Source organism: Rhizobium sp. JAB6 (assembly GCF_003024605.1).
Taxonomy (GTDB): domain Bacteria; phylum Pseudomonadota; class Alphaproteobacteria; order Rhizobiales; family Rhizobiaceae; genus Rhizobium.
In genome coordinates this window covers 406,502-426,086 of the sequence record NZ_PYJQ01000009.1, presented here as the reverse complement: position 1 = coordinate 426,086, position 19,585 = coordinate 406,502, and the positions used below count along the sequence as shown (strand labels likewise).

Annotated in this window: 19 protein-coding genes; 7 read left to right on the top strand and 12 right to left on the bottom strand. The window is 59.5% G+C overall.

Annotated elements, in window-relative coordinates:
* Nucleotides 1-26: 26 nt before the first annotated feature.
* The 3 genes from C7U61_RS12020 to C7U61_RS12010 all read right to left on the bottom strand — a co-directional run bounded on the left by C7U61_RS12020 (nucleotide 27) and on the right by C7U61_RS12010 (nucleotide 2,274).
* Nucleotides 27-449 carry a type II toxin-antitoxin system VapC family toxin gene (locus C7U61_RS12020; RefSeq protein WP_106998306.1) on the bottom strand — a complete coding sequence of 141 codons (423 nt, stop codon included), beginning with the start codon at nucleotides 447-449 and terminating at the stop codon, nucleotides 27-29.
* Nucleotides 446-685 (bottom strand): Arc family DNA-binding protein, encoded by a 240-nt coding sequence (locus C7U61_RS12015; protein ID WP_106998305.1) that lies wholly within the window; start codon nucleotides 683-685, stop codon nucleotides 446-448. The genes C7U61_RS12020 and C7U61_RS12015 overlap by 4 nt, the downstream gene beginning before the upstream one ends.
* A 128-nt stretch (nucleotides 686-813) precedes the next feature.
* On the bottom strand, nucleotides 814-2,274 hold the full coding sequence (locus C7U61_RS12010) for a L,D-transpeptidase (protein WP_106998304.1): 1,461 nt from the start codon (nucleotides 2,272-2,274) through the stop codon (nucleotides 814-816).
* A 217-nt stretch (nucleotides 2,275-2,491) separates the two neighbouring features.
* On the opposite strand from C7U61_RS12010, the gene C7U61_RS12005 reads away from it, so the two are divergent.
* The 3 genes from C7U61_RS12005 (at nucleotide 2,492) to C7U61_RS11995 (ending at nucleotide 4,173) form a co-directional block, all read left to right on the top strand.
* Entirely contained in the window at nucleotides 2,492-3,331 is an 840-nt protein-coding gene (locus C7U61_RS12005; protein WP_106998303.1) for a DUF4432 family protein, read from the top strand.
* Nucleotides 3,332-3,403: 72 nt separating this feature from the next.
* Complete coding sequence (locus C7U61_RS12000) at nucleotides 3,404-3,742, top strand: sulfur transferase domain-containing protein (protein ID WP_106998302.1); 339 nt, start codon at nucleotides 3,404-3,406, stop codon at nucleotides 3,740-3,742.
* Between the two features lie 86 nt (nucleotides 3,743-3,828).
* The gene (locus tag C7U61_RS11995; protein WP_106998301.1) at nucleotides 3,829-4,173 is read left to right on the top strand and encodes a RidA family protein; all 345 of its coding nucleotides are present in this window, start codon (nucleotides 3,829-3,831) and stop codon (nucleotides 4,171-4,173) included.
* A 39-nt stretch (nucleotides 4,174-4,212) separates the two neighbouring features.
* Here the strand turns inward: C7U61_RS11995 and C7U61_RS11990 are convergent, their stop codons facing one another.
* From C7U61_RS11990 to C7U61_RS11975, 4 genes are read right to left on the bottom strand one after another with little or no spacing between them, the layout of a single operon-like run.
* Complete coding sequence (locus tag C7U61_RS11990; protein WP_106998300.1) at nucleotides 4,213-5,871, bottom strand: thiamine pyrophosphate-binding protein; 1,659 nt, start codon at nucleotides 5,869-5,871, stop codon at nucleotides 4,213-4,215.
* Nucleotides 5,868-7,070: a CaiB/BaiF CoA-transferase family protein gene (locus C7U61_RS11985; RefSeq protein WP_106998299.1), complete on the bottom strand. Its 1,203-nt coding sequence runs from the start codon at nucleotides 7,068-7,070 to the stop codon at nucleotides 5,868-5,870. Before C7U61_RS11985 ends, C7U61_RS11990 begins: the two co-directional genes overlap by 4 nt.
* A gap of 18 nt (nucleotides 7,071-7,088) precedes the next feature.
* Entirely contained in the window at nucleotides 7,089-8,048 is a 960-nt protein-coding gene (locus tag C7U61_RS11980) for a DMT family transporter (RefSeq protein ID WP_106998298.1), read from the bottom strand.
* Nucleotides 8,049-8,067: 19 nt separating this feature from the next.
* Entirely contained in the window at nucleotides 8,068-8,997 is a 930-nt protein-coding gene (locus C7U61_RS11975; protein WP_106998297.1) for an alpha/beta hydrolase, read from the bottom strand.
* Between the two features lie 165 nt (nucleotides 8,998-9,162).
* Between C7U61_RS11975 and C7U61_RS11970 the strand changes: the two genes are divergently transcribed.
* The 4 genes from C7U61_RS11970 to metF all read left to right on the top strand — a co-directional run bounded on the left by C7U61_RS11970 (nucleotide 9,163) and on the right by metF (nucleotide 13,804).
* On the top strand, nucleotides 9,163-9,909 hold the full coding sequence (locus C7U61_RS11970) for a ribonuclease (RefSeq protein ID WP_106998296.1): 747 nt from the start codon (nucleotides 9,163-9,165) through the stop codon (nucleotides 9,907-9,909).
* 124 nt (nucleotides 9,910-10,033) lie between these two features.
* Nucleotides 10,034-11,683: an energy-dependent translational throttle protein EttA gene (gene ettA / locus C7U61_RS11965; RefSeq protein ID WP_106998295.1), complete on the top strand. Its 1,650-nt coding sequence runs from the start codon at nucleotides 10,034-10,036 to the stop codon at nucleotides 11,681-11,683.
* Between the two features lie 191 nt (nucleotides 11,684-11,874).
* Complete coding sequence (locus C7U61_RS11960) at nucleotides 11,875-12,900, top strand: metalloregulator ArsR/SmtB family transcription factor (protein ID WP_106998294.1); 1,026 nt, start codon at nucleotides 11,875-11,877, stop codon at nucleotides 12,898-12,900.
* A gap of 1 nt (nucleotide 12,901) precedes the next feature.
* Entirely contained in the window at nucleotides 12,902-13,804 is a 903-nt protein-coding gene (gene metF / locus C7U61_RS11955; protein ID WP_106998293.1) for a methylenetetrahydrofolate reductase [NAD(P)H], read from the top strand.
* Nucleotides 13,805-14,217: 413 nt separating this feature from the next.
* Here metF and C7U61_RS11950 read toward each other — a convergent pair whose 3' ends face one another.
* The 5 genes from C7U61_RS11950 to C7U61_RS11930 form a co-directional block, all read right to left on the bottom strand.
* Nucleotides 14,218-15,144 carry a DMT family transporter gene (locus C7U61_RS11950; RefSeq protein WP_106998292.1) on the bottom strand — a complete coding sequence of 309 codons (927 nt, stop codon included), beginning with the start codon at nucleotides 15,142-15,144 and terminating at the stop codon, nucleotides 14,218-14,220.
* Nucleotides 15,145-15,298: 154 nt separating this feature from the next.
* On the bottom strand, nucleotides 15,299-16,543 hold the full coding sequence (locus C7U61_RS11945; protein WP_106998291.1) for a lytic murein transglycosylase: 1,245 nt from the start codon (nucleotides 16,541-16,543) through the stop codon (nucleotides 15,299-15,301).
* Between the two features lie 79 nt (nucleotides 16,544-16,622).
* Nucleotides 16,623-17,414 (bottom strand): GH25 family lysozyme, encoded by a 792-nt coding sequence (locus tag C7U61_RS11940; RefSeq protein WP_106998290.1) that lies wholly within the window; start codon nucleotides 17,412-17,414, stop codon nucleotides 16,623-16,625.
* Nucleotides 17,415-17,628: 214 nt separating this feature from the next.
* Nucleotides 17,629-18,249 (bottom strand): class I SAM-dependent methyltransferase, encoded by a 621-nt coding sequence (locus C7U61_RS11935; protein ID WP_181315859.1) that lies wholly within the window; start codon nucleotides 18,247-18,249, stop codon nucleotides 17,629-17,631.
* Nucleotides 18,250-18,299: 50 nt separating this feature from the next.
* A complete protein-coding gene (locus C7U61_RS11930) occupies nucleotides 18,300-19,547 on the bottom strand; it encodes a DUF3419 family protein (protein ID WP_106998288.1) in 1,248 nt (415 codons plus the stop codon).
* Nucleotides 19,548-19,585: the final 38 nt, after the last annotated feature.

Below are 19,585 nucleotides of genomic sequence, written 5' to 3'. Positions count from 1 at the left end.
AGTGGATCGCGGTGCAGCCATTTTAGTCAACCCTCGTGCCAAGGGTTGATCGTTGCGATCCCCGCCGCCACGAACGGAGCTGTATCCCGCGTAGCAACGACAAAACCATGCGTGGCCGCAATTGCCGCGATCTGACCATCTGCAACGGCTATTGAATATCCTGCGGATCTCGCGCGGCTGATCAAAGGCGCATAGTGCTCTGCAGCAGCCTGATCAAAGGAAAGAATGCGTGAAGCAAAGAGCCGCGAGACAAGCTGTTTAAGCGCACCATCAAGACCTATCTTGCGCTTGCCATCCGGCAAGATCTCTATGCCGACCAACAGTTCGGCAAGGCTTGTAGTTGTGAGGAAAAGCGTTTCTGCCAGCTGCTTGTCCAACCACTGCAAAACATTGTTGTTGGCGGCCGGTTTCATCGGCTCAGAGACGATATTCGTGTCTAGAATAATCATTCGAAACTGGCTGGTTCTGTTGGCGCTCGCTCACGTTCCAACTCGAGATCGAGGCCGCCAAACTGTTGTCCAAATGCCGCCAGTTCCGAACCGATCTTCAATCGATCCTTGGGTCGAACGGCCTCTTCGAGAATTTCGCGGATTTCGGCTTCAGTGCTGCGGCCATGCTGCTCTGCCCTGTGCTTCAATGCTCGGTGAGTCTCGTCAGGAAGATTCCTTACGGTAATGGCAGCCATCGCTATTTCTCCTAGCGGGAGGAATGATATCAATTCTAAGATTTGATAGCAATATCGCGCGAATGTATCCGAGGGACATGAAGGCTGTTGAAGGGCTAAATCCTCACCTTTGCTTTCGTTAGGTGAGGTCAGTCTACGAATTCGACGACGACGCCCGGTTTGACCATCTTGGCGAGTTCGGTTGCGTCCCAATTGGTGAGGCGCACGCAGCCGTGGCTTTGCGACTTTCCGATCCTCGAGGGATCCGGCGTGCCATGAATACCGTAGGTCGGCTTCGAGAGAGCCATCCACACGGTGCCGACCGGGCCATTCGGGCCTGGCGGAATGTTCAGCACTTTATCGTTGGCGCCCTGCTGAAAGTTGATCTTCGGATTGTAAGTATAGCCGGGATTGAAGGCGACGCGCTCGACGGTGACGGTGCCGGACGGCGAGGGCGTGTCGGCCGAGCCGATGCTGGCCGGATAGGCGGCGATCAGCGTGCCGTTGGCGTCATAGGCGAATACCTGCTTGCGGCCCTTGTCCGCCAGGATCTTGGCGACTGCGCCGGTCTTGCCCGGGCCTGTATTGACGACCTTGATGGTCGTCCCCGGAACGGTGAAATCGACCCCGGGATTGAGCGCCTTCAGATAGCCCTCGTCCATGTGAAAGCGTTCCGCCAGCATTTCCGTCGTCGAGGTATAGCCGAGCGAGGGCATCTGTGCCTTAGCCGCATAGTCCTCGGGGATCGAAGCGACATAGGGGCCGGCCGCATCGGCCGCCGTGATCGTATAGTTGACGATCGGCATGCCGCCGGACATGCGCAGTTGCTCGAGAATCCAGTCGGTATTGTTGGGGTCGAGCGTCTGACCGGTCATCTGCTGATAGGCATAGATCGCCTTGGTGACATTGGCGCCCATGCGGCCGTCGATCGCACCGGGCGAAATACCCTGCCGCGCGAGGAAGACCTCCAGCGCGGTAATCTCCATCTTGGACTTGCCCTTGAGGGTGATGACGGGCTCCGCCGGTGCCGGCTTGTTGACGATGTCAGGCGCGCCCTGCTGCGGGTCTATCGAGGCATAATCCCTGCCGTTCGGGTTCGCGCGGCTTTGGTTCTTATCGAGCAATGGCTGATTGTCGAGTGGTTGACTCCGGATATCGCCATCGCGCGGAATGCCGCCCGTAACGACGCCGCGATCCTGCTGGTCGTAACCATTGCCGGAGGCGCCGTCGTAGTTTCCGTAGCTGTCGGTGCGATACTGACGATAATCCTGGTAATCGCCGTTGTTGGAAAGCTGTGTATCGCCATAGCGGCCGCTATTATTGCCATAGGTATCGCGCGCCGGCGCACGGGGATAATAGGCGCTGGCTCTCATCTCGGTGGCGACGACATTGCCATAGGCATCGATCAGGACCCGGCGGCCGCGTCCGTCACGGGCCATGGAATATCCGCCGCCGTAAGGATATTGATCGAGAATCCGGCCGTCGGGAGTGACGAGAACCGTGTTGCCGTTGCCACTGCGATAGTATTGTGCCTGCGCATCGGTGAGCGCGAGCACAGATACAGCGGCAGTCATTGCCAAGGCAAAACTCAATTTTACGAACCGGTTCACGTCTGTCGAATCCTCGGGATAATCGTTCGGCTGACACACACATGGCAATTTTGACGCCAGTATGGAAATTTAGATTATCATGCTGAATAAAATATAAAAATTTATGTGATCAAGGGTTCAGGTTAATATTTGATAAGCCAAATAACCGTTTATTTCGGCTGCGAGCCATCTTGGGACAATGCCCGCGCGTGGAGCCGAATCAGGGAGGATTTAAGGAATGATGGATTTTTCTGCCGCGAAAGGGCCGAAATTGACGTTGGATGAGGGCTCCGTCCTGGATATCGGCGCCTGCGTCGTCGACGGCAACAACCTTGCGCCTGGAAGCGCGGTTCCCGACGATGGCGATCCGCGTATCAGCCATTCCGTGGAAGGCTTCCTCTTCACTTGCGGGCCGGACCATATCCGCCATCCCGAGCCAATGTCCGGCCCAAATGAGGGCAAGCGCTATCCGCTTCACGGTTCCCTCTCGTCTCATCCCGCCAAGATTCTTTGGACCAAATCCGAGGACGGCAATGCGGAATGCCGTGCCGATATCGATGTTGTCACCGCGGAAAGGCGGACGGCCAGGCTCGAACGGCTTTGGCGGATCGATGGCGCGACGGGCGAGGTCTCGCTTGCGGACCGTATCGTCAATACCAGCACAGAGGCGATGCCGGTCTTCCTGATGTACCACATGAATATCGGCGGGAAATGGTTCGACAGCGGCACGCGCCTTGCCGGGCAGATGCTTGACAATGGCGGCTTTCCCTGGACCTTCGGCGAGGAGGGAGGCGATATCTTCTGCGTGCCGGCGCAAGACAAGGGCGAGGATTGGGCCGAAATCAGCCTTGGCCCGATCGCGGCCATCGGCGGCAAGACTTTAAGAGTTCGCTTCGGTACCGATACGCTGCCATTCCTGCAGGTCTGGCGCAATCAGCGTGCGCCTGCGCATGTGCTTGGCATCGAGCCGGTTTCGCATCGCTGGGTCTCGCGCGCCGAACTGGAGGAGGCGGGCGAATTCAATATTCTCCAGCCCGGCGAAACCCGCAATTTCATGCTCAACTTTGCCTTCGTTTGAGAGGGGGCCGCGGTTGACGCTCGCCCTATGGCGGCGTAGATCAAGGCCACGGTTTTAGAGAGGACATGAACCATGGATATCCGCCCGATCGACGATGAATACTCGGTATCCGGCCAGATCACCGTAAAGGATCTGGATGAGATCAAGGCTCTTGGGTTCAAGTCCATCGTCTGCCATCGCCCCGATGGCGAGAGCCCGGATCAGACGCCGTTCGGCGTCATCGAGGCCCGCGCCAAAGAACTTGGCCTGGAGATCACTCAGGTGCCGGTTGGCCCGATGGGCGTAACTGAAGAGGCCGTACAGGGCATGGTCGATGCGCTCGACGAATTTCCGCGGCCGATGCTCGGCTATTGCCGCTCGGGCGCACGCTCCACGGCGATCTATCAGAAGACGCATCACATTCGCGGCTAACTCCCCTTTACCCTCCCTTTGGATTGCGGGGTAGGCCGTAGGCCATGCCCCGTTTACCTGTCGAAGAACAACATCAGGAGAAGATCATGAGCATCAAGCGCATCGACGTTGGCGCCCGCATGAGCGGCGCTGTCATCCACGGCAACACCGTCTATCTTGCCGGCCAGGTTGGTGAAGGCGAAAGCGTCACCGATCAGTGCAAGTCGGCACTCGCCGAAGTCGATCGCCTGCTCGCTGCAGCCGGTACCAACAAGTCGAAGATCCTGCAGACGATCATCTATCTCTCCGATATCGCCTATTTCGCCGAAATGAACGCTGCCTGGGAAGCCTGGGTCGATCCGGCCAATACGCCGGCGCGTGCTACCAGCGAAGCCAAGCTCGCAGCGCCGAAGTACAAGGTCGAATTCATCGTGACGGCAGCACTCGACTAAGTCGGTTCATCACATTCCGAAAGGCCGGTGGGTTCGCGCTCACCGGCCTTTTGTTTGCGCGATTTCCGTCAAAGTACGCGAGGGCGTGATTGCTTCCGGGTCTAGCGCGATTTCGATGATCGCGGGTTTACCGCTGGCGCGCGCCCGCTCGAAGGCCGGGCCGAATTCTTCCGTCGCCTTCACTGTTTCGCCATGGCCGCCATAGGCGCGGGCAAGGGCCGCGAAATCCGGATTGTCGAGCGCGGTGGCGCTGACACGGCCGGGATATTCCCGTTCCTGATGCATGCGGATGGTACCGTACATGCCGTTGTTGATGACCAAAGCGATCAGCGCCAGTCCATACTGGACGGCGGTCGCAAACTCCTGCCCATGCATCATGAAGCAGCCGTCACCGGCAAAACAGATCACGTCGCGCTCCGGAAAGAGCTGTTTCGCCGCAACCGCTGCCGGGAGGCCGTAGCCCATTGAGCCCGACGTCGGAGCCGCCTGCGTGTTGAAGCGACGGAAGCGATGGAAGCGGTGAAGCCAGGTGGCGTAGTTGCCGGCCCCGTTTGTGAAGATCGTGTCGTCAGCGGTATTGGCTTCGATCCAATCCATGATGCGGCCCATATGGACGGCCCCGGGGCTCTTTTCCGGTGTTTTCGACCAGGCAAGATAGGCGGCGTGCATACGCTCGGTTCGCCCGGCCCAAGGCATCTCATGCAGTGGCTCCAAATCCGCGAGAGCCGAAACGAAGTCCGCCGGGCTGGCACAGATGGCGAGGTCCGGCCGATAGACGCGTCCGAGCTCCGAAGGGTCGGGATGAATGTGGACGAGCTGCTGGCGCGGGTAGGGGATGTCGACCAGTGTGTAGCCCGAGGAGGGCATTTCGGAGAGACGGCCGCCGAGAAGGATCAGCAGGTCTGCTTCCTTGATCTCTTTGGCCAGCGCCGGATTGATGCCGATGCCGACATCGCCGGCATAATTGAGATGCAGATGGTCGAACAGCATCTGCCTGCGGAAGGAGCAGCCGATCGGCAGTTTAAAACGCTCGGCGAATTGTCTGATGCCGGCAACCGCTTCTTCGTTCCAGCGGGTGCCGCCGAGAATGACCATTGGTCGTTCTGCGGCCGAAAGGCGCTGGCGGAGATCGGTAAGCTGGCCTCGGCCGGGATGGGCGGCGACCGGGACATAGGGCAGCGCTTGTGGCGCCTCCACCTCATCGCGCAGCATGTCCTCCGGCAGGGTCAACACGACTGGACCGGGGCGACCCGATGTTGCCACGGCGAAGGCGCGCGTGACGAATTCCGGAATGCGGGCGGCATCGTCGATCTCGCCGACCCATTTGGCGAATTCGGTCAAGGCGCGGCGAAATTCGACCTCCTGGAAGGCCTCGCGCTCGCGAGCATCCCGCTGGACCTGGCCGATGAACTGGATCATCGGGATCGAATCCTGCCGCGCGATATGAAGGCCGGCGGAAGCGTTGGTGGCGCCAGGGCCGCGGGTGACCATGCAGATGCCCGGTTCGCCGGTCAAGCGGCCCCAGGCATCCGCCATCATCGCCGCGCCGCCTTCCTGGCGGCAGACGAGCACCTTGATATCGGTGTCATGCAGGGCATCGAGCACGGCGAGAAAGCTCTCGCCCGGCACGCAGGAAATGCGCTGCACGCCATTTGCCTTCAAAGCCTCGACGATGAGTTGCCCGCCCGTTCGCTTCATGTCCTTGCCTTTCCCTCCAGTTCGGCCAATTCGGCCAGAACTTCCTCCTGATGTTCGCCGAGGCGCGGGCTCGGCCGCGTATAGGTCAACGGCGTTTCCGACAGCACGATCGGTGTGCGGACGCTCGGAATGACGGTGCCGGCACTATCTTCGAGATCGATCCTCAGGCCCCGCGCCACAATTTGCGGATCGGAGAACATGTCCTCGATCGTGTTGATGGCGCCGGCCGGAACGGCATTGGTCTCGCAGGCTTGCAGCAGTTCCGCCTTGTTCCACTTCAGCGTCTGCGCAGAGACGAACGCCCGTATCTCGTTGCGGTGTGCGACGCGCGCCTTGTTAGTCGCATAGCGCTCGTCGTTGGCATGCGCCTCGATGCCGAGAATGGCGCAGAGGCGCCGAAACTGTCCGTCATTGCCAACGGCAAGAATGAGATAACCGTCGGCGGTGGGTACGACTTCATAGGGCGAGATATTGGGATGAGCGTTGCCGAGCCGGGACGGCGGCTTGCCCGAGATCAGATAATTCATGTTCTGGTTGGCGAGCACGGCCGACTGCACATCCAGCAGCGCCATGTCGATCAGCTGTCCTTCCCCGGTCTTCAGGGCGTGGATCAGCGCGGCCTCGATTGCCGACACGGCATAGATGCCGGTGAAGATATCCGCGATCGCGACGCCCGCTTTCATCGGCTGGCCATCCGGTTCACCTGTGATCGACATGAAGCCGGACATGCCCTGAACGATATAGTCATAGCCTGCGAGACCGGCATAGGGGCCGGTCTGGCCGAAGCCGGTGATCGAGCAATAGACGATACGGGGATTGATCTTCTTCAGGCTTTCATAATCCAGCCCGTACTTTACCAAGCCGCCGAGCTTGAAATTCTCGATCACCACATCGGCCGTTTTCACCAGTCGGCGCACCAACTCTTGCCCTTGCTCGGTCTTGAGGTCGGCGGTGATGGAGCGCTTGCCGCGATTGGCGGAGTGATAATAGGCGGCGGAGAGATTTTCGCCATCCTGGCCTTCGACGAAGGGCGGTCCCCATTGGCGCGTATCGTCGCCGCCGTCGGGATTTTCCACCTTGATGACATCGGCACCGAGGTCGGCCAGCATCTGCCCGGCCCAGGGACCGGCGAGAACGCGGGCGAGTTCAATGACACGAATACCGGACAGCGGAGGTTTCTTGGTTTTCTGGTCTGTCATGTCGATTCGCTCTCCCGCTTAGGGCGTGAATGCCGTTTCAGATGTATCGGATACGGGCTTGGAAGCAAAGCGCTGCTCGCGCCAAAGAATGTAGAGACCGGACCCGATGATGATGAGGATGCCCAGCCATTTGATCGCATCGGGAAAATTGCCGAAGACGAGCCAGCCGAAGATCGTGGCGGAAACGATCTCGAAATATTGCAGCGGCGCGAGCGTCGAGGCCGGCACGGCGCGATAGGCATATACCGTGAGAATGCCCGCCGCCGCTGCAGTAGCGCCAACTCCGAGCAGATAGAGCATAGCCGTCTGATCCGGCATCACCGGGTCGAGGATTGTAGACCCTGTCGCCCGGCCGATGGCAAGCAGGACCAGGCTGAAGCCTGTCCCCCACAAAGCCGTCTGGAACTGCATCGACCATGCGTCCTCGCTGTGGGAGACGACGCGCGTGATCATGACATAGACGGCGATGCAAAGCGCGGTGACGACAGGAAGCAAGGCGATGAAACCGACTTCCTGAAAGCTTGGCTGGATGATCAGCATCGCGTCGAAAAAGCCGACGGCGCAGGCGGTATAGCGCCGCCAGCCGATGGTTTCCTTCAGGAAAATGCTGCTCAAGATCGTCAGCATCATTGGCTCGACGAAGAAGATGGCGATGGCATCGGCAACCTCCATCACCTGCAACGTCGTGACGAACGACACCATGGACAGCGTCAGCACCGCGGCACGGATGGCATGGACACCGCTGCGCCGCCAGCTCCACACGCCCCATTTCCAGCGAACCGCCATCATCGGCAGGGCAAAAAGAGCCTGGAAAATGAAGCGGGCGGCGGTCACTTCGCCGGGCGGAATGGTAGTTGCCGCAAGCTTGGAGAAGATGTCGATGATCGGCGAGAGGACGACGGAGAGAAACATCATCACCAAACCGAAGGTCAGCTCCGATTGCGGCAATCGTGCCGAGGAGCCGCTGGAGGTATCCATTACAGAACTTCCTTGAGAATCAGGTATTTGCCACCGTTTTGCACCAGTCGGCAAAGCGGGAAATGGCTTTGTCGGCGCCGATTTCGTTGAGCGTCTCGTGCCGCATGTCGGGGTAGATCTCAATGGTAATATGAGAAAAGCCGGCTCTTTTCAAATGCTTTGCCAGCCAGGAAATCGCTTTCGCATTGTCGGTCGCCGGATCCTTGCCGCCGCCGACAAGATGGATCGGCATGTCGCGTCGTAGACGATCGAGATGGGCCTTTTGCGGTGCCCGGAAGGTGAGTTCGAACAGGTCGAGCCAAAGCGAGACTGAGGCATCGAAGCCGCAAAGGGGGTCGGCAATATATTTGTCCACCTGTTCGGGAACGCGCGAGAGCCAGTCGAAATCGGTACGGCAGTTCGCGATCGATTTACCCCAGCTGCCGAAGGTCAGTTTCGGCAGCGGCCCGCTCGGGACGTCCGATCCCTTGAACATGCGTTCCGTTTTCAGGATGAGCTGGGCGGCACGGCCGGCGAGGCCCGGATTGAAATTGGAGTTCCAGACCGTGACCGCATCGAACTTGTCCGGATGCGTGACCACGGCGTTGAGGCTGATCAACCCGCCCATGGAATGTCCGAACAGGATGATCGGCAGGCCGGGATGGGCACGTGCGGCGAGTTCGCGCATGGCGAGCACATCGGCGATGACCTGAGCGGCGCCATTTCTTCGGGCAAAGCGGCCGAGGGGGGCGTCATGGGCGGTCGTCTCGCCATGGCCGCGATGATCGTGGGCATAGACATGAAAGCCTTGGCGGGCCATTGCATCGGCAAAGGTCTCGTATCGGCGGGAGTGTTCGGCAAGGCCGTGCGAGATCAGCAGGATGCCGCAGGCACCGGTCGCCGCAGGCAAATGATGATAGGCAAGGGTTGCGCCCGTCGGACTTTTCAGGCGCTTCGTCTCGGCGAACATATATTCGTTCCTCCCCAGTTGGACCAAAGGTTATCATCCGCGCGATTGCAATGGATAGGTGGTAAAGCTCACAGAAATAAATCTTTCCGAGCGCTGCGATTCAGGATTGCGCCCGCTCGCTCAAACTGCTTATTTGTTCCTATAATGTTCTAGTTGGAGGTAAGAATGAAGCAGTGGCTTCGGGTATTTACGGTTGTGCTCGTTTCGGTCGGGGCGGCGGCAAGCGCTATGGCGCAGGAGCATAGCCGTGGACGGACGCGCTTTATCCTGGCGGCAAGCTGGGAGCCGGCATTTTGTCAGACGAACCAAAAGAAGGCGGAATGCCGCAACCAGTCGCCGGACAATCATGACGCAACGAATTTCTCCCTGCATGGTCTCTGGCCGATGCGGCAGGAATATTGCGATGTTTCCGAGGATCTGAAGCAGGCGGATCGTGGCCGCGACTGGAAGGACCTGCCGGCGGTACAGCTTTCTCAGGACGTCAAGGCTAAGCTCGACAAGGTGATGCCGGGCACCCAATCGGGCCTGGAGCGGCATGAATGGATCAAGCACGGCACCTGCACGAAGCTGAGCGCCGACCAATATTTCTCCATTGCCGCAGGCCTGATTGCCGAGCTCAATACATCGGCCGTGCGGGATCTCTTTGCGCAGAATATCGGCAAGGAACTGGATGCCGAGAGCATTAAGGCAGCCTTTGATCAAAGCTTCGGCGAGGGCGCCAATGCACGCATCAAGATGAGCTGCCGCCGGGTCGGTGATGTCAGGGTTATTTCGGAGTTGACCATCGGCCTCTCTGAAGATGCGATCTCCCCCCAGCAGGGCAGCGAACCTCGGCTCGCCAAACTGATCCAGGGCGCCGGCAGCACGTCGTTCGGCTGCGATCGTGGCATGGTGGACGCGGCCGGCTTCTGAGAAATACGGCCTTTCTGACGCGGATAATGCCCTCGGACAAGGTTTCGCCGTTGCCCGAGGGCGGGGTTTCGCCTACATAGCGGCACAAATCGCAACGCTATTCGTCCGTGGAGCAACCCAAGCTATGGCACGTCAGTTCATTTATCATATGGCCGGTCTGAATAAGTCCTATGGCGCCAAGAAGATTCTCGAGAATATCCATCTCTCCTTCTACCCCGACGCCAAGATCGGTATTCTCGGTCCGAACGGTGCGGGTAAGTCGACGGTGCTGCGCATCATGGCTGGCCTCGACAAGGAATATACCGGCGAAGCCTGGCTCGCCGAAGGCGCTACCATCGGCTATCTGCCGCAGGAGCCGCAGCTCGATCCCAATAAGACGGTGTTTGAAAACGTCATGGAAGGCGTTGCCAAGAAAACCGAAATCCTCAATCGCTACAACGAATTGATGATGAACTATTCGGACGAGACCGCGGAAGAGGGTGCGAAGCTCCAGGATATCATCGACAGCCAGAACCTCTGGGATCTGGAAAGCCAGGTGGAGATGGCGATGGATGCATTGCGCTGCCCGCCGCGCGATGCCGAAGTTACCAGCCTTTCCGGCGGTGAGCGCCGCCGTATCGCGCTTTGCCGCCTGCTTCTTTCGCAGCCGGACCTGCTGCTGCTCGACGAACCGACCAACCATCTCGACGCTGAGACCATTGCCTGGCTGGAAAAGCACCTGCGCGACTATCCGGGTGCCGTGATGATGATCACCCACGACCGCTACTTCCTCGACAATGTTACCGGCTGGATTCTCGAGCTCGACCGCGGCCGCGGCATTCCCTACGAAGGCAACTACTCCGCCTATCTGCAGGCCAAGGCCAAGCGCATGCTGCAGGAAGCCCGTGAAGAAGCCGGCCGCCAGAAGGCGATCAGCCGCGAACAGGAATGGATCGCCTCCAGCCCGAAAGCCCGTCAGGCCAAGTCCAAGGCGCGTATCAATGCTTACGAACAGCTGGTCGATGCTGCCGAAAATCAGCGTCCCGGTGATGCGCAGATCATCATTCCGGTGAGCGAGCGTCTGGGCCAGGTGGTGATCGAGATGGAAGGCATCACCAAGGGTTTCGAAGGCCGCACGCTGATCAACGATCTGTCGATCAAGCTGCCGCCCGGCGGCATCGTCGGCATCATCGGGCCGAACGGCGCCGGCAAGACGACCCTGTTCAAGATGATCACCGGGCAGGAAAAGCCGGATTCCGGCTCGATCCGTATCGGCGAGACGGTGCATCTCAGTTATGTCGACCAGAGCCGCGACGCGCTTGACGGCAACAAAACGGTATGGGAGGAAATCTCCGGCGGTGCCGAAATCATCAAGCTCGGCAAGTTCGACATGAACTCGCGCGCCTATTGCGGTGCCTTTAACTTCAAGGGCGGCGACCAGCAGCAGAAGGTCGGCAGTCTCTCCGGCGGTCAGCGCAACCGCGTTCACCTGGCCAAGATGCTGAAATCCGGCGGCAACGTGCTTCTGCTCGACGAACCGACCAACGACCTCGATACGGAGACGCTGGGGGCGCTGGAAAGCGCGCTCGAAAACTTTGCTGGCTGCGCCATCATCATTAGCCACGATCGCATGTTCCTCGACCGCCTGGCCACGCATATCCTGGCCTTTGAAGGTGACGGTCATGTCGAATGGTTCGAAGGCAATTTCGAAGATTACGAGCAGGACAAAATCCGTCGCCTCGGTCCTGATGCCCTCAATCCGGGCAGCCAGGCGCATAAGCGATTGACTCGCTAAGCTCCCGGTTTGGCTATTTGAAAACCCCGGCTTGTCCGGGGTTTTCGTTTATGCAGCCATTGCCGTCGATGTTCCGTTTTCGCCGGAAACTAACAGATTTCCGACGTCGAATTCCCATGACGGGCCGATTGGCTCTTGCCATGAAAACCCAAATCACATAAAGATATCTTTATATCTTGATTGGGTGTGGAATGACGGATCTGGTTAAACTCGGTTTGGATGAGGTGGTGGATGTGCTGAAGGCGGTCGGCGAGCCGACACGGCTGCGTCTTCTTGCGCTACTCGCGGCCGGCGATCTCACTGTTACCGACCTTACCGAAATTCTCGGCCAGTCGCAGCCGCGCATTTCCCGGCATTTGAAGCTGCTCGGTGAAGCCGGCCTCATCGATCGTTATCAGGAGGGCGCCTGGGCTTATTTTCGGTTGAAGCAGGAGGGCAAGGCCGTGACGCTGGCCCGCAGCCTCCTGCGCCATACCGCCGAAAAGGATACGGTGCTGCTGCGCGACGGGGAACGTCTCGCCTCCGTAAAGCGCATTCGCGCCGAGCGCGCCCAGGCCTATTTCAGCCGGAATGCCGCCGAGTGGGATGAACTGCGTCGCCTCCATGTCGCGGATGAGGATGTCGACAAGGCATTGATCGATCTTATCGGTCCGCAACCGATCGACTCCTTCCTCGATCTGGGCACGGGCACGGGCCGGATGCTGCAGCTTCTGGCCGGGCACTATCGCCGAGCCGTCGGCATCGATGCAAGCCGGGACATGCTGGCGGTCGCCCGCGCCAATCTCGACCGTGCCAACATCACCGCCGCCTCGGTGCGGCATGGCGATATTTTCAACCTGCCGCTCGAGCAGCAGGATTTCGATCTCATCACTATCCACCAGGTGCTGCATTTCCTCGATCAGCCGGAAGTTGCCATTAACGAGGCAGCGCGAATGCTGCGGCCCGGCGGCCGGCTTGTCATCATCGATCTCGCGCCGCACGGGCTTGAATATTTGCGTGACGAGCATGCGCATCTTCGCCTCGGCTTCTCGCATCAGATCATGTCGGATTGGCTGAAACTGGCGGGACTGGATATGGAGCGCGTGCAGGATCTTCATTCGGGGAGGGAAGGCGGACAGGCGCTGACCGTCACCATCTGGCTGGCGCGCGACCCGCGGTTGCTGATTGCGTCCGACCAGGGCCACCAGTCATCCCCCATTCTTGCCGGGAGAGTTTGACATGTCTTCGAGATTAGAAAGCCGTGACGCGGGCATCCGCATCTCCTTCGAGTTCTTTCCGCCGAAGTCGGAAGAGGCTGAGGAGCAGCTGTGGAACACCGTCGCGGAACTTAGCGATTGGGAACCTGAATTCGTTTCGGTAACCTATGGGGCAGGCGGCTCGACCAAGGCGCCGACGCTTTCTGCCGTGTGCAAGATGATCCACGAGACGCCGTTTACGACCGCATCGCATTTGACCTGCGTCGGTGCCACGCGCGAAGATACGCATCGCGTGATCGACGAGTTTCTTGCAGCCGGGGTTCGCCGTTTCGTCGCTTTGCGTGGCGATCCGCCCGGCGGTGTCGGCTCGGCCTACCAGCCGCATCCGGGCGGTTATGCCAATGCCGCGGAACTGGTTGGCGCTTTGCGCGAGCGCGGCGATTTTGATATTTCCGTTTCCGCCTATCCCGAAAAGCATCCGGAAAGCCGCGATACGGCAGCCGATATCGACATGCTGAAGCGCAAGGCGGAGAATGGTGCCGACCGAGCCCTGACGCAGTTCTTCTTCGACAATGATGCGTTCGAACGCTATCACGATCGCGTTCGCGCCGCCGGTATCCGGATTCCCGTTGTGCCGGGGATCATGCCGATCCAGAACCTGACGCAGCTGAAGCGCTTCGCCGGTGCATGCGGCGCCAGTATCCCTTCCTGGCTCGATGAGCGTTTCGATGGCTTGGACGACAATATCGAGGAACGAGCCAAGGTCGCAGCCGATGTTGCCGCCGAACAGATCGAGGATCTGGTACGCCGTGGCATTCACGAGTTTCATCTCTATACGATGAACCGTTCGGCGCTCGTTTCCGCCGTGCTCGAGCGGCTCGGCCTGCAGCGTAAAGTGGATTCCCGGGCTGGCGCTGCCGCCTAAAGCGTTTTCGCGCAGGTAACGATAAAAAGCGCATGTCCGGCGGGGCATGCGCTTTTCCAATAATACAGGGGTTTTGTTAACTTCTCGGAGTCTGGTCGCCTGCGAATTTCGCCGAGTCCGTCAGATGAAAAGCATCGTCACGACAAAAGCGAAGGCCGCACCGACCACTAGGACGTTGATGGATCGTGTTAATCCCATGTCTTTCTCCTCAGTCAGCCGTTAAATTTTATGTCGAAAATGTGTTGCTTGGAAAGAACATTCGATGCTGCGACGCGGTATGGAGCTTCCCGCGCGATTCATGAACTTGCAGCAGCGATTTGATATTGCTTTATAAATGTCGATTCCGGCTCGCTGACGAGCTGTAAATAAATATTAATTTGTTGTGAGCGCTGGCTTCCGGAAGGAGCCTGGGATTATGTTTCGTGCGTTCTGACGCTGCGTCGCATCCACACGAAGAGCCGGCCGTCGAGAATGAGCAGACCGGCGGCTATGAGCAGCATGCCGGCGATTTCCGCAGGCCCCATCCTCTCGCCGAGGAAGAGGAAACCGAGCAACAGCGCGCTCGGCGGCACCAGCAACGTGACGAGCGAGGCATTGACGGCGCCGGCAAGCTCGATGATGCGAAAATAGAGAATATAAGCAAAGGCGGTCGATAGCAGCGCCAGGCCGAGAATGGCGGCAATTGCAGGCACCGGAGGTGTGGCAAGCGTCCAAGGCTGGTCGATCACCAGCGCAACCGGGAGCATGATAAGCGAGGAGCCACTCAGCTGGCCGGCGGCCACGACAGGCGGCGCGATGCCCTTGAAACGTTTGGCATAGATTGCCGCAAAGCCATAGGAGATCGCCGCGATGATCGGCAGCGACAGTGCCCAGACTGGAACCGAACTGCTGCTGGTAGTGCTTGGGCCAAGCAGGATCGCCGCCCCGAGGAAGCCGGTGAGGCAGCCGATCAGCTTTGCCGGCGTCAGGCATTCGTCGGTGGTGAGCTGATTGCCGATCAACACCGTCCACATCGGCGTCGTCGCGTTCAAGATGGCTGCAAGTCCGGCGCCCATTTGGGTCTGGCCGCAGAAGATCAAGGCATGCGGGATCGCATTGTTGATCAGCCCCAACAGCAGGAATTGCCGCCAATGCTGTCGCAGCGACCGATAGATGCCGAGGCGACCGGCCAGATAGATGTGCAGCGCCATCGCCGCCAAGGACAGACGCAGCAAGACGAGCGTGAAAGGTGGTACATGGTGAACCGCGATGCGTGCGAAAAAGAAGGAGCCGCCCCAGATCAACCCTAGCAAAAGCAGCAGGCCCCAGGTCGATGCGCTCATTCGGTGCTCACTATTCATGGCATCTCTCCTCTTTCGCTTCAGCTAAACCGGAAGAGCGCGGGTATTCCACCCGTTTCTTGCCGTCGCGGGATCGCGGCACCTACCAGAATGAGGGGAGCAGATACAGAAAAGGCGGCCTGCAGCCGCCTTTTCGATCGATAAATGAGGGAAATCAAAGTGCGTTGAGGAGTGCCGCTGTCGCCCAGCCGTCGGCCGGCAACCCCAGACGGAACTGTTCTTTCTGGATCGCGACACGCGTGCCGGAGCCGAGAATGCCGTCGATCTTGCCGACATCATAGCCGCGGGCCACAAGCTTGGTCTGAAGCGCTTTCATATCGACATCGTTGAGACCCGGCTCGGGATTGCCCTTGTTATAGGGCGGAGCGCCGGCAAAGCGCGTGGCAAAATAGGCGGCGGAAGTCGTGTAGATGAACGACTGGTTCCATCCGAGATAGGCATTGTAGTTCGGATAGGTCAGGAAGGCAGGTCCCTTGCGGCCCTGCGGCAGGATGAGGGCAGCCGGCAGAGAGCCGAAACTCGTGTTGCCATCGCGCGGCTTGACACCGAGCTTGAACCAGTCACCGGCCGTCAGCGTACCGCCGATGCCGGATTTTTCCCAGGGAAGACTATCCGGAACCGTCACCTCCTGCAGCCAGGGCTGGCCGCGCTGGAAGCCGAGATGCTGGAGGAAGCGTGCCGTCGTCAGGATCACGTCCGGAGCGCTGGTCTTCAGATTGACATGACCGTCTCCATCGCCGTCGGTGCCATAAGCGATGATATCGGGCGGCAGCATCTGCGTCTGGCCGATTTCGCCAGCCCATGCACCCGTCGTCGTTGCCGGGTCGACATCGCCGCGCTGGACGAGTTCGATCAGCGCGATCAGGCGCGGCCGGAAAAAGTCCGGCCGGCGGCAGTCATGCGAGAGCGTGACGAGCGCGTTGCGGGTATTGAAATTGCCCTGAACGGCACCGAAGTCGGTTTCCATTGCCCAGAAGGCGGTGATGACGCCAGGAGGGACGCCATAGTCCTGTTCGGCTTTGGCGAAGACGTCGGCATATTGCTTCATCTTCTGGCGGCCAATGTCGAGACGGCCCTGGCTGACGGTGCGCTGCGAGAATTCGAGGAAGGTCTGGCGGAAGACGCCCTGGCCGCGGTCCATGGCAAGGACCTTGGGATCGATCTGAGCGCCGGCGAGCGTCTTGTCGGCAGCGGCCGCATCCGCGCCATCGGCAATCGCCTCGGCCTTCACGCCGGCCAGGAACGTGGTGAGATCGCCACCGCAGGCTACTTTGGGAGTGGCATCGCTGCTCGCCGGCGGCACTGCAGCGGGTGCTGCGCTTTGAGCCAATGCCGTACCGGTCATGGCTGAGGCGAAGAGCAACGCGAGAGCGCCGCGTCGAATGGTGTCACGATCCATGAGCGATCCTTTCCAGTGATAGAATAGGGTCGCTTTCACAGAAGATTGTGACATAAGCAAGAGAGAATTGGCTGCAGTCTCAAGAATTTCCCTGCTTCTCTACTGCCGCTACCCAGTTGTGCCAATTTTGTTCGGAACCGGCAAAAACATTGATATCCGTAGGCCCCTTGATGCCTGGAATGACCCCCGTCGAGGTATATTGCCAGAAGGCCCAGCTGCGGTCTGCGTAGGTCTCTTTCGGATGTTTGGCGACGGAGCGAACCCAGAAGTGATAGTCCTTGAAATAGCCGACAAGATTTTCGCGGTGGAAGTCGACCGAAGTATAGATGATCGGGCGCTTGCCGTAATAGGCCTGCAGGCGATCCATAAAGCGCTTGATCTCGCTGCGCACCGTTTCGGGAGCCGGTCTGGTCTTGCAGGTCGGGGAGCCCGGGTTCCATTCCACGTCGACGACGGGCGGAAGCGCCATGGCATCCTTCGGCACGTTGCGGATGAACCAATCGGCCTGCTCGTCGGCCGTGGAGCAGAAATAGAAGAAATGATAGGGTGCGTGCAGAAGTCCCGCAGCGCTCGCTTCGTTCCAATATTCGGTGAAGCGCGGATCGATCCGGTCCTTGCCTTCCGTGGCCTTGATGAAGACGAAGGCGACACCCGAACCCTTGACAGCTTTCCAATCGATATCGCCCTGCCACTTGGAAATATCGATGCCATGGATGGGATGGCGCTGTGGATGATCGCGGCCGAAGTCCTGGGGTTTCGTATCGGCGAACCTCGTCTTGGGAAGGGCCGCAGTCGAGAGGGCGTCATAGCCCGTCGTGCAGCCATTCAACGCAAGAGCGAACGGCAGTAGGCATGCCAGAAGCCGGCGCATGGATATCCTGTTATGGCCCGAGTGATCTTGCTGCCCCAAGACTTGGCTTCCGTAATGTGGTCCCCGAGAATCCGAAAGAGCGGCAGACCATACCGTTGCCAGCTGGTCTTGCCACTTTATTCACCATATCAACGTAAAAAATGCGTTATCTTCAAGCAAATTCTCATGCTTGAAGCCCTCCGCGGCCGGATTTTGCGCGGGAATCTACCGCCGCTCAGGCGCCGCGCCGGGTCGCCACGGCCCGCCAGGCATAGCCATGGCCGATCTTTTCGGTTTTCACCGACATGCCCCGTGCTGCAGCCTTTTCTTCGAGCACCATCAGAAGATCGGCGCGGGGAGTGACGTGGAATTTCTTCAGCCAACCCTTGAGCATGGCCCGGAACCAGCGTGGCAGTCCCTCCTGCTGGCCGAAATCGACGATGTGAAGCTCGCCGCCCGGCGCGACCGCATCGAGGGACGCGTCGATAGCGCTTGTCCAGTCCGGGATCATCGACAGCGCATAGGAAACCATGACGCGGTCGAACCCTTCAGCGCCGAAATCGGCGGGCGAAAAAGCAGTGGCGTCGGCAACGCGAAAATCGGGCATCTGCTTCAAGCCGCGGAAATTGCTGCGTGCCGAGATCAGCATTTCCTGTGAAATATCAAGGCCATATAGGTGGGCCGAGGGGAAGCGCCGACAGGCGAGCAGCATATTGCGGCCCGTGCCGCAGCCCACTTCCAGAAGCGAGCCGCCGACGGGAACATTCAGCTGTTCGATCGTTCGATCGCGGCCGAACAGGTAATACTTGCGGGTCAGGTCATAGATGTGGCGCTGATAGCGATACATGCCGTCCATCAGCTTGGCGTGATTGTTATCGCTGGCTTCTATGCCCGTACCCGCCTGGCTCACGCTTTTTTCCCGTAGATGTGGAAGCCGCCGTAGATGGCCGAACGATCACGAACATTGAGCTCCTGCGAACGCTCTTCGAAATAGACCCACTGATCGCGGATCGCCGGAGAAAGGCGGCCTTCGATGATGCTCTTTTCGGCCGCCGTGCGGAAGATGACGCGGGCATCTTCGCGGGCCGTACGGGTTATCTCCGCCCAAAGGCCGTTGAGCTGCTCGTCGGTCATCCAGTCCTGCGCATCGAGGAGGACATAGCGATCGCGCGAGGCGGCGGGCTTCGAAGCGAGAAGCTCGGTGAAATTGGCGTGATGGACGCTCACACGGTCGGCATTGGCCCGGATCGCCGCATAGTGCTCCGGCTTCAGATAGGTGGGCAGGGGGCCTTGGTGCTGGGCAGCGTAGCGCCGGGAGAACGCCTGCCAGGCAAAGTAATTGTCGCGCATCGGGAAATGACAGGCGAGCTTTTCAAGACGGTGCTTCAGCACAGCGGAAATGGAATCGTCGCCCGCGAGGCTGGCAAGCTCGTCATATTGCTGCGGCGGGATGCCGAGGCCGAAGAGTGAGCTCTTACGGCCGAGCAGCCAGCGAACCGCCGGCTTGTCGAAGATCGGCGCGATCTCCTCTTCGAAGAACTGCCGTTGCTCGCGCATGGTGCGGGCTTCCGTCATCTTTTCGAGGCGAACGCCGTGCAGGCGCGCCAATATGTGGGCAGCGCCGATAAAGCGGCCGAGAAGGCCCGTCTTGTAGATATTGCGATTGAACACCGTGATGCGGCGCCGAGCATAGAGATCCCGACCGTTCCAGTAGTCAGCCGTTGCGGCGTCAAGGCGCGGCGCGATGAACTGGTCGTAGGCCTGGCTATTGGCCGCAATATCGGGCGTTCCGAAGAAGCGCACCAGATCAGCATGGCCCGGAAGCAGTCGGAAGGCGGCGAGTTTCAGCTTGTTGAGGGCGATATGGTGGCGATTGAGGTCGACGACGTCGATGGAGGCCGGGTTTTGCGAGAGGTAGGCGAGCATGTTGCATCCGCCCGAACCGATGGTGACGATGCGATGATGTGCCTGCAGCTCCATCGCCTCCATATCGATATCCGGATCTTCCCAGATCTGCGGATAGACAAGGCCGGAAAACAGCATTCCGAACAGGCGCTCGGAGAGACCCGCTTTAGACAGTGCCTTGTGCTGCAGCAGAGCGTCCTTGAGTTTCCGGTTCTTTTGGAGACCGGCATCCGGGGCGAATTCCGTCATCTGAGTCCTGTCACCGATTTGTGAAGTTCAGGGCGTTT

Excerpts from the sequence above, each read along its gene's own strand:
- C7U61_RS11975 (WP_106998297.1), bottom strand. The coding sequence starts at position 8,997 with ATGTTCGCCGAGACGAAGCGCCTGAAAAGTCCGACGGGCGCAACCCTT.
- C7U61_RS11950 (WP_106998292.1), bottom strand. The coding sequence starts at position 15,144 with ATGAATAGTGAGCACCGAATGAGCGCATCGACCTGGGGCCTGCTGCTT.
- C7U61_RS11985 (WP_106998299.1), bottom strand. The coding sequence starts at position 7,070 with ATGACAGACCAGAAAACCAAGAAACCTCCGCTGTCCGGTATTCGTGTC.
- C7U61_RS11990 (WP_106998300.1), bottom strand. The coding sequence starts at position 5,871 with ATGAAGCGAACGGGCGGGCAACTCATCGTCGAGGCTTTGAAGGCAAAT.
- ettA (WP_106998295.1), top strand. The coding sequence starts at position 10,034 with ATGGCACGTCAGTTCATTTATCATATGGCCGGTCTGAATAAGTCCTAT.
- C7U61_RS11945 (WP_106998291.1), bottom strand. The coding sequence starts at position 16,543 with ATGGATCGTGACACCATTCGACGCGGCGCTCTCGCGTTGCTCTTCGCC.
- C7U61_RS11935 (WP_181315859.1), bottom strand. The coding sequence starts at position 18,249 with ATGGACGGCATGTATCGCTATCAGCGCCACATCTATGACCTGACCCGC.
- C7U61_RS12000 (WP_106998302.1), top strand. The coding sequence starts at position 3,404 with ATGGATATCCGCCCGATCGACGATGAATACTCGGTATCCGGCCAGATC.
- C7U61_RS11995 (WP_106998301.1), top strand. The coding sequence starts at position 3,829 with ATGAGCATCAAGCGCATCGACGTTGGCGCCCGCATGAGCGGCGCTGTC.
- C7U61_RS11960 (WP_106998294.1), top strand. The coding sequence starts at position 11,875 with ATGACGGATCTGGTTAAACTCGGTTTGGATGAGGTGGTGGATGTGCTG.
- C7U61_RS11940 (WP_106998290.1), bottom strand. The coding sequence starts at position 17,414 with ATGCGCCGGCTTCTGGCATGCCTACTGCCGTTCGCTCTTGCGTTGAAT.
- C7U61_RS12005 (WP_106998303.1), top strand. The coding sequence starts at position 2,492 with ATGATGGATTTTTCTGCCGCGAAAGGGCCGAAATTGACGTTGGATGAG.
- C7U61_RS11980 (WP_106998298.1), bottom strand. The coding sequence starts at position 8,048 with ATGGATACCTCCAGCGGCTCCTCGGCACGATTGCCGCAATCGGAGCTG.
- C7U61_RS11930 (WP_106998288.1), bottom strand. The coding sequence starts at position 19,547 with ATGACGGAATTCGCCCCGGATGCCGGTCTCCAAAAGAACCGGAAACTC.
- C7U61_RS12015 (WP_106998305.1), bottom strand. The coding sequence starts at position 685 with ATGGCTGCCATTACCGTAAGGAATCTTCCTGACGAGACTCACCGAGCA.
- C7U61_RS11970 (WP_106998296.1), top strand. The coding sequence starts at position 9,163 with ATGAAGCAGTGGCTTCGGGTATTTACGGTTGTGCTCGTTTCGGTCGGG.
- metF (WP_106998293.1), top strand. The coding sequence starts at position 12,902 with ATGTCTTCGAGATTAGAAAGCCGTGACGCGGGCATCCGCATCTCCTTC.
- C7U61_RS12020 (WP_106998306.1), bottom strand. The coding sequence starts at position 449 with ATGATTATTCTAGACACGAATATCGTCTCTGAGCCGATGAAACCGGCC.